The sequence below is a fragment of the Pseudonocardia sp. T1-2H genome, from assembly GCF_038039215.1.
Lineage (GTDB): Bacteria > Actinomycetota > Actinomycetes > Mycobacteriales > Pseudonocardiaceae > Pseudonocardia.
This window is the reverse complement of the sequence record NZ_JBBPCL010000001.1, coordinates 4107773-4119992: the sequence shown is the minus strand read 5'-3', so window position 1 is coordinate 4119992 and position 12220 is coordinate 4107773. Positions and strand designations below refer to the sequence as shown.

Here is a 12220-nt window from a genome sequence, read left to right as displayed (position 1 = left end):
GGCGCACGCCGGACCGACGTCCTCCCGGACACGGCAGCGAACGATCGTTCGGTTGTGCGGGAGGTTAGCATGACCCCGTGCAGACGAACAGTGGTGCAGGCACCGAGGCCGGCTCGAAGGACGTCGACCCCGCGGTCCTGGTGACGGAGGACGAGCAGGACCCGGCCGTCGCGATCGTCACGCTGAACCGGCCGGCCCGGCGTAACGCGTTGACCGTCGAGCTCAAGGAAGCCCTGGTGGAGGCCCTGGAGCGGGTCGCGGCGGACACGAGCGTGCGGGCGGTCGTGCTGGCGGGGTCGGGGAAGTCGTTCTGCGTCGGGCAGGACCTCGGCGAGCACGCGAAGGCGCTGGAGGCGGACGCCGCCACGTCGTTCGACACGGTGGAGAAGCACTACAACCCGATCGTTCGGGCGCTGGCCACGATGCCGAAGCCGGTGATCGCCGCGATCAACGGCGGCGCGGTGGGGGCAGGACTCGGGTTCGCCCTCGCGTGCGACCTGCGCGTCGCCGCGGACACCGCGACCTTCGCGACGGCGTTCGCCGCGATCGGGCTGACCGCGGACTCGGGTCTCTCGGCCAGCCTCGTGCACTCCCTCGGCGCCGCCCGGGCCACCGAGCTGCTGCTCCTGGGGGAGTCCTTCGACGCGGCCCAGGCGAAGGCGTCGGGCCTGGTCAGGGCGGCGGTCCCGGTCGAGGCGGTGCTGGAGACCGCGCTGGAGCTGGCCCGCAGGCTGGCGGCCGGCCCGACGCTGGCGTTCGCCGAGATCAAGAAGGCGGTCGCGCTCGGCGCGGTGTCGTCGCTGGACACGGTGCTCGAGGCCGAGGCTGCGGCGCAGGCCCGGCTGGGCGTCACGAAGGACCACCGGGTCGCGGTCGAGGCGTTCCTGGCCAAGCGGCGGCCGACCTTCGAGGGCGCGTGACCTGCCGGTCGCGAGGGAAGGGCACGCTGTGGGGATGAGCGGACACGAGTCGTCCGGGCGGCTGCGGTGAGCGCCGCGCCCGCGGAGCCGCCCGTGCCCGCCACCCGCACGCGACGGGCCCGCGGGGCGGCGGGTGCCCGCCGCCCCGTGTACGACGCGTCGTCCCTGCTCGCGGTGGCGGTCGGCGAGTTCAACACCCGCGGCTACGACGCCACCAGCATGGAGGATCTCTCCCGCGCGGCCGGCATCACGAAGTCATCGTTCTACCACCACGTCAGCGGCAAGGAGGAGCTGCTCAAGGCGGCTCTGGAGCGCGCGTTGGACGGGCTGTTCGGGATCCTCGAGGAGCCCGCCTCGCAGGACGGCCCGGCCTTGGCGCGGCTGCGGCACATCATCCGCCGCCAGGTCGAGGTGCTGACCTCGGAGCTGCCCTACGTGACGCTGCTGCTGCGTGTCCGGGGGAACACCGACACCGAGCGCTGGGCGCTGGCCCGGCGGCGCGCGTTCGACGCGTCGATCGCCTCGCTGGTGGCGGACGCGGTGGCGGACGGCGAGGTCAGGGCCGAGGTCGAGCCGTCGCTGGCGGCCCGGCTGCTCTCCGGGACGGTCAACTCGATCATCGAGTGGTACCGGCCCGGGCGGCCCGGGGCGGAGCGGCTGCCCGACGAGATCGTCCGCATCGTGTCCGAGGGCATCATTCCGCCCGCCTGAGGTCCGGGAACGGTTGCGCGAGCCGGTCGGGTGCGTCATCATCAGACGAACGAACATTCGGTTACGGAGGTTCCCGATGACGGTGACCGACGAGCGTCCCCACCGCGCTCTCGAGGAAGGGTTCGACGCGACCATCGCGGCGGACCAGCGGATCGAGCCGCGGGACTGGATGCCCGAGGCCTACCGCAAGACGCTGATCCGGCAGATCGCCCAGCACGCGCACTCCGAGATCATCGGGATGCAGCCGGAGGGGAACTGGATCCTGCGCGCGCCGTCGTTGCGCCGCAAGGCCATCCTGCTGGCGAAGGTGCAGGACGAGGCCGGGCACGGGATGTACCTCTACGCGGCGGCGGAGACCCTCGGTGTGGATCGCGAGGAGCTCACCGAGAAGCTGATCGAGTCCAGGCAGAAGTACTCCTCGATCTTCAACTACCCGACGTTGACGTATGCGGACATCGGCGTCATCGGCTGGCTGGTCGACGGGGCGGCGATCTGCAACCAGGTCCCGTTGTGCCGCTGTTCCTACGGCCCGTACGCACGCGCCATGATCCGGATCTGCAAGGAGGAGTCGTTCCATCAGCGGCAGGGCTTCGAGCTGCTGCTGGCGATGGTGAACGGCACGGATGCGCAGCGGGAGATGGTGCAGGAGTCGGTGAACCGCTGGTGGTGGCCGTCGCTGATGATGTTCGGCCCGCCGGACGACGACTCGCCGAACTCGGCGCAGTCGATGGCGTGGGGGATCAAGCGGCACACGAACGACGAGCTGCGGCAGCGGTTCGTCGACATGTCCGTCCCGCAGGCCGCGGCGCTGGGCGTCACGCTCCCGGACCCGGACCTGGTCTGGAACGACGAGCGGCAGGCGCACGACTACGGCGAGCCGGACTGGGCGGAGTTCAAGGCGGTGATCGGCGGCTCGGGCCCGGCGAACGCGCAGCGGATCGCGCACCGGCGCCGCGCGCACGAGAACGGGGCCTGGGTCCGCGAGGCGGCGCAGGCGTATGCGGACAAGCACGCGGGGGCGACGGCATGAGTGAGGACTTCACGGCGGAGGGCGGCCACGGAGCCGTCCCGACCGAGGGCGTGGAGACCGGGCAGGGGAAGCCGGCGCGCCGTACCTGGCCGCTCTACGAGGTGTTCGTGCGCGGCAAGCGCGGGCTGAACCACGTGCATGTCGGCTCGCTGCACGCGGCGGACGACGAGATGGCCCTGCACAACGCGCGGGACGTCTACACCCGGCGCAACGAGGGCGTGTCGATCTGGGTGGTGAAGGCGGAGCACATCACCGCGTCCAGCCCGGCGGAGAAGGATCCGTTCTTCGCGCCGGCGGGGGACAAGGTCTACCGGCACCCGACGTTCTACGCGATCCCGGAGGAGGTGCCGCACCTGTGAGCATCCACCACACGGACGTCGAGGAGCACGACGCCACCAACGCGTACCAGTCGCTGTCCGAGACCACCGACCACGACGACCCGCGCTGGGCGTTCGGGACGGGGATCGTCGAGGAGGCCGGCGCGGAGATCACCTCGCCGGCGCCCGTCGGCGTCGACGCGGCCGACCTCGCCGCGTACTGCCTGATGCTGGGCGACGACGCGTTGATCTACAGCCACCGGCTCTCGGAGTGGGTCTCGAACGCCCCGGAGCTGGAGGAGGAGGTCGCGCTGGCGAACACCGCGCTGGACCTGCTCGGCCAGGCCCGGGTGCTGCTCGCCCGGGCCGGGCACGTCGAGGGCGGGAACCGGGACGAGGACGCCCTGGCCTACCTGCGCCCGGAGGCGGAGTTCCGCAACGTCGGGCTGGCCGAGCTGTCCGACGACCTGGACTTCGCCCGCTGCATAGCCCGCCTGCTGATCTTCTCGACCTGGCGGCTGGCGCTGCTGCACCGGCTGCTCGGTTCGGCGGACCCGGTCGTCGCCGCGGTCGCGGGCAAGGGAGTCAAGGAGATCACCTACCACCGGGACTACGCGGCTCGCTGGACGTTGCGGCTCGGCGACGGGACCGCGGAGTCCCACCGGCGCATGCAGGCCGCGATCGACGCGGTCTGGCCGTACCTCGGCGAGCTGTTCCGGACCTCCGACGAGGAGCGTCGGCTGATCGCGGCCGGGGTCGCGGTGGACCCGGCGGACACCCGCGAAGAGGTCGACGCGGTCCTGGACCAGGTCCTGGACAAGGCCACCCTGACCCGTCCGGACAGGCCGTTCATCGGGACCATCGGCGGTCGCAGCGGCCGGCAGGGCGTGCACACCGAGCACCTCGGCCATGCCCTCGCGGAGATGCAGAGCCTCGCCCGCCGGCATCCGGGGGCGACGTGGTGAGCGCAGGTCTTCGCAGCTCAGCCGGGGTTGTGCGGGTGGAACCTCGTTCTAGCGAGGTTTCCCGCGCACAGGGGGTGGTGGCCGGCGTCGTCGATCCGGAGATGCCGATGCTGACCCTCGACGACCTCGGGGTCGTCCGGTCGGTCGACGTCGACGGGGACGCGGTCACCGTGACGATCACGCCGACCTACTCGGGATGCCCCGCGATCGAGGAGATGCGCCACGACCTCCGCGCCGCGCTGACCGCCGCAGGATACGCCCGGGTCGAGGTGCGGACGGTGTTCTCGCCGGCCTGGAGCACGGACTGGATCAGTGACGACGGGCGGCGCAAGCTCGCCGAGGCCGGCATCGCCCCGCCCGGGCGGGCGGCGGCGAAGACCGCCGGGCCGATCCCGCTGACGCTCACCCCGCCGTCGTCGGCGGTGCGGTGCCCGCACTGCGGCGCGCCCGCCACCGAGGAGCTTCTCCCGCTTCGGGCCGACCGCGTGCACGGCGCTGCGCCGTTGCCCGTCGTGCCGGGAGCCCTTCGAGCACATGAAGGAGATCTGATGACGGCCGCCACCACCGAGGTCGTCGAGCCGCGGACCAGCGGTTTCCACCCGCTGCGGGTCGCGGCCGTCGAGCGCCTCTGCGAGGACGCCGTCGCCGTCACCTTCGACGTCCCGGAGTCGCTGAAGCAGGCCTACGCCTTCCGCCCCGGCCAGTACCTGACCCTGCGCCAGCGGACGCCGGACGGGGAGGAGCGCCGCTCGTACTCGATCTGCGCGCCGGCCGGCGCCGCCCCGCGGGTCGGCGTCCGGCGCGTCGCGGACGGGTTGTTCTCCGAGTGGCTGGTCGACCGGCTCGAGGCCGGGGACGAGGTCGAGGTCGGGCCGCCCGCGGGCGCGTTCACCCCGGAGCTCGAGGCGGGCACGCACCACGGGCTGATCGCCGCCGGCTCGGGCATCACCCCGGTGCTGTCCATTGCCGCGTCCCTGCTGGCCGCGCACGACGACACCCGCGTCACGCTGCTCTACGGCAACCGCCGCACGGACACCGTCATGTTCACCGAGGAGATCGCGGACCTCAAGAACGCGCACGGCCCGCGGCTGCACCTGCTCAACGTGCTCTCCCGCGAACCCACCGAGGCGGAGATCCTCAACGGCCGGCTCGACGCGGAGCGGATGCGGACCCTGTTCGGTGCGCTGGTCGACGTCGAGGGCGTCGAGCACTGGTGGCTCTGCGGCCCGCTCGGCATGACCGAGGACGCCGTCGCGGTGCTCACCGAGCTCGGGGTGGACCGGAAGCGGGTGCACCGCGAGCTGTTCTACGTCGACGAGCCGCCGCCGGAGCTGCACCGCGCGGAGGACGACGTCGTCCTCGACGGCGAGAGCAGCGAGGTCACCGTCGTCCTGAACGGACGGTCCACCCCACTCACCCTGCCCCGCGACGAGACCGTGCTCGACGCCGCGCAGAAGGTCCGCGGGGACCTACCGTTCGCCTGCAAGGGCGGGGTCTGCGGGACCTGCCGGGCCAAGGTCACCGCCGGGGACGTCACCATGCGCCGCAACTTCGCGCTGGAGGACGAGGAGGTCGAGGCCGGCTTCGTGCTGACCTGCCAGACCCTCCCGGTCTCCGACGAGGTCACCGTCGACTACGACGCCTGACACCCGCTCAGGCACAGGATCGCGGGCCGACGCACACGTTCGGCCATGGGCCTGGGCCCGCGAACCTGCGCGTCAGCGGCGGGGTGGGCCGGTCGTGCCCCGCACGACCAGGGCCGGGGAGGACCACCTCGCGCGGTGGGACCTCCTCCTCCAGGCGTTCGACGGCCGCCCGGACGGCGTTCTGCGCGAGGCCCGCGGCGTCCTGGCGGACGGTCGTCAGGTCGACGTGGGAGAGGTGCGCGAGGTGGTCGTCGTTGTAGCCGACGACCGAGACCTCGGCCGGGACGTCGACGCCCGCGCGGCGCAGAGTGTCCAGCAGGCCGATGGCGCAGCGGTCGTTGGCCGCGATCACCGCCGTGGGGAGCGAGTCCTCGGCGAGCAGCATCCGGCCGGCGGCGATCCCCGCGTCCTCGTGGTACGCCCCGGGGAGGATCCGCACGTCGCGGTCCAGCCCGTGGGCGCGCATGGCGGCGACGTAGCCCTCGCGCCGGACGCGGGCGTTCGGGCCGCTGGGCCCGCCGTCGACGTGCACGATCCGCCGGTGCCCGAGCCCGACGAGATGGTCGACGGCCTGGCGCATCCCCTCGGCATCGGCGCTGCGGACGCTGTCCACCGCGGCCCCGCCCGCGCCGCGCCCCACGACGACGGCGACGGCGCGGGCACCGAGCTCGTCGAGGAAGGCGTCGTCGACGACCGGGCCCAGCAGGATCACGCCCTCGCAGCGGTGCGCGAGCAGCGCCTCGACGGCCTTGGCCTCGTCGCGGCCGGGAGTGCTCGCCGAGAGCAGCACGTCGTAGCCGCGGCGTTCGGCCTCCGGGTAGATCACCTCGACGAGGTCCGCCTCGAACGGCTCGCGCACCGTCATCAGCACCCCGAGGGTGCGGCTGCGGCCCCGGGCGAGCAGGCGGGCGGCGTTGTCCGGGCGGTAGCCCAGCTCCTCCGCGGCGCGCAGCACCTTCTCGCGGCTCTCCGCGCTGGCTCCCGGGGCGTCCCGGAACACCAGGGAGACCAGGGCGCGGGAGACGCCGGCGCGCGCGGCGACGTCGACCATCGTCGGTCGCCGCCGGCCTTCCGCGCTTCCCACGCCGCCATTCTTCCCGGCCGTCTGAACCACCCACTATGTCTTGACATGCGAACGTGGCGGCAGCATAGTTCTGCGCGGCGCTACTAGAGCGCTCTAGTCCCCACCGACGAGGACGTCCACGGCTCATGAAGCGCTGCGGGCGTCCCGCTAGACCGGGAGTTCCACCGTGACCGCATCATCGACGATCCGAATCGGCTCGGCGCCCGATTCCTGGGGCGTCTGGTTCCCCTCCGACCCCGCGCAGACCCCGGCCGACCGGTTCCTCTCCGAGGTCTCCGGGGCCGGCTACGAGTGGATCGAGCTCGGCCCCTACGGATACCTGTCGACGGACGCGGCCGAGCTGGCCGACCAGCTCGAGAAGCACTCGCTGAAGGTCTCCGCGGGCACCGTCTTCGAGCACCTGCACCGGCCGGACTCGTGGGAGGACGTCTGGAAGCAGGTCACCGACGTCGCCGCGCTGACCGCGGTCGTCGGCGGCAAGCACATCGTGGTCATCCCGGACACCTGGCGGGACCACAAGACCGGTGCGCCGCTGGAGGACCGCAGCCTCTCCGACGAGCGGTGGGGCCTGCTGACCACCGGGATGGACGAGCTGGGCCGCCGGATCCTCGAGGAGTACGGCCTGCACGTGCAGTTCCACAGCCACGCGGACAGCCACGTCGGCTACCAGCACGAGATCGAGCGGTTCGTGCAGAACACGAACCCCGAGTACGTCAACCTCTGTCTGGACACCGGGCACGTCTCCTACTACGGCGGGGACAATCTCGAGCTGATCCGCAAGTACCCGCAGCGCATCGGCTACCTGCACCTCAAGCAGGTCGACCCGGCCGTCATCGCCCGCGTCGAGGCCGAGGACCTGCCGTTCCCCGAGGCCGTGCGGCTCGGCGCCATGATCGAGCCGCCGCTCGGCGTGCCGGACATGCCGTCGCTGCTGGCCGCCGTCGAGGAGCTGGGCACCGACATCTTCGCGATCGTCGAGCAGGACATGTACCCCTGCCCGCCGGAGCACCCGCTGCCCATCGCGCAGCGCACGCACACCTACCTGGCGGGATGCGGCGGCCGGTCGCTCTCCATGGGGACCCCGCGGGCCTGAGCCCGCCACCGTTCGTCGCGAGCAGGAGGCTCCACCATGTCTGATCTCAAGGTCGCCGTCATCGGTGTCGGCAAGATGGGCGCGTTCCACGTCGACAGCCTGACGAGGCGCACCCGCGGCGCGCAGGTCGTCGCGGTCAACGACTTCTCCCCGGAGCGGGCGGCCGAGATCGCCGGCCCGATCGGGGCGCGCGTCGTGGCGGACCCGTTCGAGGCCATCGGCGCCGCCGACGTCGACGCGGTCGTGCTCGCCAGCCCCGGCTTCGCGCACGAGAAGCAGGTCCTCGCCTGCCTCGAGCGCGGGATCCCGGTGCTCTGCGAGAAGCCGCTGACCATGGACGGCCCGACCTCCTACGAGGTCGTCCGCGCCGAGGCCGAGACCGGTCGCTCGCTCATCCAGGTCGGCTTCATGCGCCGCTTCGACACCGAGTACGCGGGCCTGCGTTCGCTGATCGAGAGCGGCGACCTGGGCGCGCCGCTGATGCTGCACTGCACCCACCGCAACCCCGAGGTCCCGGACTCCTTCACCTCGGAGATGGCGATGGCGGACTCGGTCGTGCACGAGGCGGACTGCACCCGCTTCCTGCTCGGCGAGGAGGTCGTCGCGGTGACGGTGCTGAAGGGCACGCCCACATCGTCGGCGCCGGCCGGGGTCAGCGACCCGATGCTCGTGCTGTTCGAGACCGAGTCCGGCCGCCTGGTGACTGTCGAGAGCTTCGTGCGGACCGGGGTGGCCTACGAGGTGCGCACCGAGCTCGTCGCGGAGCGCGGGCAGGCGACGATCGGCCTGGACCAGAACCTGCAGGTCAAGCAGGCCGGACGCTGGGGCGGAACGATCTCCCCGGACTTCGTCGTCCGGTTCGGGGCCGCCTACGACACCCAGATGCAGCGCTGGGTCGACGCCGCCGCGCAGGGCACGATCGACGGCGCCGGCTCGTGGGACGGCTACGCGGCCGCCGCGATCTGCGAGGCCGGCGTCGAGGCCGTCCGGTCCGGCCGGCGCACCGAGGTGAAGCTGGAGGCGCGGCCGTGAAGCTCGCGCTCGACCCGCAGATGTTCTACGCGACTCATTCGGTGTTGGAGCTGCCGGACGTGGTGGCGCGCATGGGCTACGAGTACATGGAGCTCTCGCCGAAGGCGGACTTCGTCCCGTTCTTCTCCCACCCGCGGGCGGACGACGCGACGGTCGCCGCGCTGCGCAAGCGGGCCGCGGACGCCGGGGTCACGATCGCCTCGGTGCTGCCGGTGCTGCGCTGGTCCGGCCCCGGCGAGGACGAGCGGCAGGCCGCGGTCCGTGCCTGGAAGCGAGCCGTCCAGATCACCGTCGACCTCGGCGTGGACGTCATGAACTCCGAGTTCAACGGCCGCCCGGAGGCGCCGGAGCTGGCGGAGAGCCAGTTCCTGCGCTCGATGGACGAGCTGATCCCGGTGTTCGAGCGGGAGGGCGTGAAGCTCGTCCTCGAACCCCACCCGGACGACTTCATCGAGGACGGCCACGCCGCGGTGAACATGGTGCGCGGGCTCAACAAGGAGTGGATCTCCTTCCTCTACTGCACCCCGCACACCTTCCACCAGGGGAACGACGCGGCGGGGATCGTCGCCGACGCCGCCGCCAAGCTCACCTACGTGCACCTGGCGGACACCCTGGACCACACGGCGTCGAACGGCCTGCGCTACATCGTGAACCCGCCCGGCTCCACCGTCCGGGTGCACCAGCACGCCGAGATCGGCCGCGGCGAGGTCGACTTCGACGAGGTCTTCGCCGCCCTCGCCGGGGTGGGTTTCGACGGCGTGGTGTCCAGCTGCGTGTTCGGCTGGGAGGAGCAGGCGGAGGAGATCAGCGTCCGGCAGCGGGAGAAGGCGAGCGCGCTCATCGCGAAGCACTTCTCGTAGGCGAAGCCGGCGACGCGGAACGCTCGCGGTCCGACGCCTCCGCTCGCGTCCCGACCCGGGCGGAGGCGCCTCGACGCGAGCGGAGCTGTTTCGGGTGCGGCGTGGTGGGGCACCTTCCGGCCATGACCGATCCCGCGACGATCGCACCCGAGGTCACCGACCTCGACGCCCTGCGCGCCGCCGCGAAGGACTGCACCGGCTGCGAGCTGCACGAATGCGCCGGGCCGGCCGTCGTGGGGGCCGGGTCCGCGGGAGCCTGGCTGATGCTGGTGGGGGAACAGCCGGGGGACCAGGAGGACAAGGCGGGGGAGCCGTTCGTGGGGCCCGCGGGGAAGCTGCTGGACCGGGCGCTGGAGCAGGCCGGGATCGAGCGGGACACCGTGTACGTCACCAACGCCGTCAAGCACTTCCGGTTCGAGCAGCGCGGGAAGCGACGGATCCACAAGACCCCGGCCGTCGGGCACATCCGCGCCTGCCGGCCGTGGCTGGACGCCGAGCTGCGGATCGTCGACCCGCCGGTGGTCGGGGTGCTGGGCGGCGTCGCCGGGAAGGCGTTGCTCGGGCCGAAGTTCAAGATCACCGAACACCGCGGCGAGGTCCTGGAGTGGGAGGGTCGGGTGCTCGTGCCGACCGTGCATCCGTCGTCCGTGCTGCGGGGTGAGCCGGAGAGGCGCGAGGAGGCGTTCGACGCCCTCGTCGCGGACCTGAAGGTGGTCGCCGCGCAGCGCCGCTGACCGATCGCTCGCGTTCGGGTTGCTCCGCGCGCGTCGGAACCCGAGCGGACCGGCCGGAACGCGAGCGGTGCGAGGGTTGTCCACAGCCGTTCGGGAACTGCCTCGCGGACGGGTCCTTCTGCGGCACGCTGATCGGCGTGATGCCACCGGACGGGATGCGGACGCGGTCGCAGCTGCTGGCCGCGGGCTACACGGACGCGGAGCTGAAGGCGCTCCGCCGCGCCGGGGCCGTGGCGCTGGTCCGCCGGGGCGCCTACGTCGACCCCCACGACGAGCGGCTCGTCGACCCCGCGGCCCGGCACCGGTTGCTCGTCCGCGCCACCGTTCCCCGGACGGCCGCGGGCTCCGTCGTCAGCCACGCGTCCGCGGCCGTGCTGCACGGACTCCCGGTCGAGGTCCCCGAGTACGTGCACCTGACACGCCACGGGTCCGGCGGCGGCCGGATCGCCCACCGGGTCCACCTCCACGTCACCGCGCTCGGCGCGGACGAGGTCGTCGTCCGGAACGGGATCGCCCTCACCTCGCCGGCGCGCACGCTCGTCGATCTCGCGCGGAGCCTGCCGTTCTCCGACGCCGTCGTCGCGGCGGATTCCGCGCTCGCCGACGCGCTGCTCGGCCGCGGGGAGCTCGATCTCGCCGTCGCCGGGACGGACGGGCGACGGGGCGGCCCGGCGGTGCGCCGGGTGGCGGCCTTCGCGGACGGGCGGGCCGAGAGCGTCGCGGAGTCCCTCAGCAGGGTCGCGCTCCTCCGGTGCGGCCTCCCCGCACCGGTGCCGCAGTGGCCGGTCCCGATGCCGGGTGGTGGGGTGCTGGCCCGGGTGGACTTCGGGTGGCCGGAGCTGCGGACGGTCGGCGAGGTCGACGGCCGGGTGAAGTACGGGCGGCTCCTGCGCCCCGGTCAGAGCGCGGGCGACGCGGTGTACGCGGAGAAGCTGCGCGAGGACGCGATCCGGGCGCAGGGCTTCGGCGTCGTGCGGTGGACCTGGGCGGACATCGCGGACTTCGAGCGGGTGGCGCGGCGCCTGCGGGCGACGTTCCGGCAGGCCTGAGGCGCGTGTCGTGGTGGTTCCGCTCGCGGCCGGACCCGCGCGGAGGGACCGGGACGCGAGCGGAGCGCCCCGGTCCAGCAGGTCGAGGGACCGGGACGCGAGCGGAGCCCCTCAGCCCGGGACGTCGACGTCGACCTCGCGGGTGATCAGGGCCTCGACCGTGCCCGCGGTGAGCTCGGCGAGCCGGGCCCGGAACGGCGCCACCTCGTCGCTCGGCACCTGGACGGTGAGGACGGCGTCGGCGCCGTACTCCACGTCGACCACCCGGCACGACGCCGTGAGCAGCGCGTTCTGCACCCGGCCCGCCTCCGCGTGCTCGACGGCGAGCAGCATCTCGGTGTGCCGGACCCGGCGCAGCGTCCCGAGGGCGTCCACCGCCTCGGAGACGGACCTCCCGTACGCCCGGACGAGGCCGCCCGCACCCAGCTTGATCCCGCCGAACCATCGGGTCACGACGGCGGCGACGTCGGTCAGCTCGCGGCGCAGCAGCACCTCCAGCATCGGGACGCCCGCCGTGCCACCGGGCTCGCCGTCGTCGCTGGAGCGCTGGGAGCCGCCGTCCGGGCCGACCCGGAACGCGGAGCAGTTGTGCGTGGCGTCCCAGTGCTCGCGGCGGACGCCGGCGATGAACGCGGCGGCCTGCTCGTCGTCGGACACGCGGGCGAGGGCGCACCGGAACCGCGACCGCTGGATCTCGATCTCGTGGACGCCGTCGCGGGCGATCACGCGCAGGGGTCCGGGCACGGGCGTGACGCTAACCGGGACGGTGAGCCGAGTCG

General features: G+C 73.0%; 13 protein-coding genes and 1 pseudogene. 12 read left to right on the top strand and 2 right to left on the bottom strand.

Features of this window, described 5'->3' with window-relative positions; all coding sequences use genetic code 11:
• Positions 1-77 precede the first annotated feature (77 nt).
• From WBK50_RS20215 to paaE, 7 genes and pseudogenes are all read left to right on the top strand, one after another.
• Positions 78-920: an enoyl-CoA hydratase/isomerase family protein gene (locus tag WBK50_RS20215; protein ID WP_445942287.1), complete on the top strand. Its 843-nt coding sequence runs from the start codon at positions 78-80 to the stop codon at positions 918-920.
• Between the two features lie 93 nt (positions 921-1013).
• Entirely contained in the window at positions 1014-1631 is a 618-nt protein-coding gene (locus WBK50_RS20210; protein ID WP_341337098.1) for a TetR/AcrR family transcriptional regulator, read from the top strand.
• A 76-nt stretch (positions 1632-1707) separates the two neighbouring features.
• Positions 1708-2661 (top strand): 1,2-phenylacetyl-CoA epoxidase subunit PaaA, encoded by a 954-nt coding sequence (gene paaA, locus WBK50_RS20205; protein WP_341337097.1) that lies wholly within the window; start codon positions 1708-1710, stop codon positions 2659-2661.
• On the top strand, positions 2658-3020 hold the full coding sequence (gene paaB / locus WBK50_RS20200; protein ID WP_445942286.1) for a 1,2-phenylacetyl-CoA epoxidase subunit PaaB: 363 nt from the start codon (positions 2658-2660) through the stop codon (positions 3018-3020). The genes paaA and paaB overlap by 4 nt, the downstream gene beginning before the upstream one ends.
• Positions 3017-3943: a 1,2-phenylacetyl-CoA epoxidase subunit PaaC gene (gene paaC / locus WBK50_RS20195; RefSeq protein WP_341337096.1), complete on the top strand. Its 927-nt coding sequence runs from the start codon at positions 3017-3019 to the stop codon at positions 3941-3943. The genes paaB and paaC overlap by 4 nt, the downstream gene beginning before the upstream one ends.
• A 101-nt stretch (positions 3944-4044) precedes the next feature.
• A pseudogene (gene paaD, locus WBK50_RS20190) lies at positions 4045-4492 on the top strand (1,2-phenylacetyl-CoA epoxidase subunit PaaD).
• Complete coding sequence (gene paaE, locus WBK50_RS20185) at positions 4492-5589, top strand: 1,2-phenylacetyl-CoA epoxidase subunit PaaE (RefSeq protein WP_341337095.1); 1098 nt, start codon at positions 4492-4494, stop codon at positions 5587-5589. Before paaD ends, paaE begins: the two are co-directional and overlap by 1 nt.
• A gap of 7 nt (positions 5590-5596) precedes the next feature.
• On the opposite strand, the gene WBK50_RS20180 is transcribed toward paaE, so the two are convergent.
• Positions 5597-6673 (bottom strand): LacI family DNA-binding transcriptional regulator, encoded by a 1077-nt coding sequence (locus WBK50_RS20180; RefSeq protein ID WP_341337094.1) that lies wholly within the window; start codon positions 6671-6673, stop codon positions 5597-5599.
• 166 nt (positions 6674-6839) lie between these two features.
• On the opposite strand from WBK50_RS20180, the gene WBK50_RS20175 reads away from it, so the two are divergent.
• From WBK50_RS20175 to WBK50_RS20155, 5 genes are all read left to right on the top strand, one after another.
• Positions 6840-7766 carry a sugar phosphate isomerase/epimerase family protein gene (locus tag WBK50_RS20175; protein WP_341337093.1) on the top strand — a complete coding sequence of 309 codons (927 nt, stop codon included), beginning with the start codon at positions 6840-6842 and terminating at the stop codon, positions 7764-7766.
• A gap of 36 nt (positions 7767-7802) precedes the next feature.
• Entirely contained in the window at positions 7803-8798 is a 996-nt protein-coding gene (locus WBK50_RS20170) for a Gfo/Idh/MocA family protein (RefSeq protein WP_341337092.1), read from the top strand.
• Positions 8795-9658 (top strand): sugar phosphate isomerase/epimerase family protein, encoded by an 864-nt coding sequence (locus WBK50_RS20165; RefSeq protein ID WP_341337091.1) that lies wholly within the window; start codon positions 8795-8797, stop codon positions 9656-9658. The genes WBK50_RS20170 and WBK50_RS20165 overlap by 4 nt, the downstream gene beginning before the upstream one ends.
• Before the next feature lie 122 nt (positions 9659-9780).
• Positions 9781-10392 (top strand): UdgX family uracil-DNA binding protein, encoded by a 612-nt coding sequence (locus tag WBK50_RS20160; RefSeq protein WP_341337090.1) that lies wholly within the window; start codon positions 9781-9783, stop codon positions 10390-10392.
• A gap of 137 nt (positions 10393-10529) precedes the next feature.
• Entirely contained in the window at positions 10530-11441 is a 912-nt protein-coding gene (locus WBK50_RS20155) for a hypothetical protein (RefSeq protein ID WP_341337089.1), read from the top strand.
• 111 nt (positions 11442-11552) lie between these two features.
• On the opposite strand, the gene WBK50_RS20150 is transcribed toward WBK50_RS20155, so the two are convergent.
• Positions 11553-12173 (bottom strand): YigZ family protein, encoded by a 621-nt coding sequence (locus WBK50_RS20150; protein ID WP_341339459.1) that lies wholly within the window; start codon positions 12171-12173, stop codon positions 11553-11555.
• Between the last annotated feature and the right edge of the window lie 47 nt (positions 12174-12220).

Excerpts from the sequence above, each read along its gene's own strand:
- paaA (WP_341337097.1), top strand. The coding sequence starts at position 1,708 with ATGACGGTGACCGACGAGCGTCCCCACCGCGCTCTCGAGGAAGGGTTC.
- paaB (WP_445942286.1), top strand. The coding sequence starts at position 2,658 with ATGAGTGAGGACTTCACGGCGGAGGGCGGCCACGGAGCCGTCCCGACC.
- paaE (WP_341337095.1), top strand. The coding sequence starts at position 4,492 with ATGACGGCCGCCACCACCGAGGTCGTCGAGCCGCGGACCAGCGGTTTC.
- WBK50_RS20170 (WP_341337092.1), top strand. The coding sequence starts at position 7,803 with ATGTCTGATCTCAAGGTCGCCGTCATCGGTGTCGGCAAGATGGGCGCG.
- WBK50_RS20160 (WP_341337090.1), top strand. The coding sequence starts at position 9,781 with ATGACCGATCCCGCGACGATCGCACCCGAGGTCACCGACCTCGACGCC.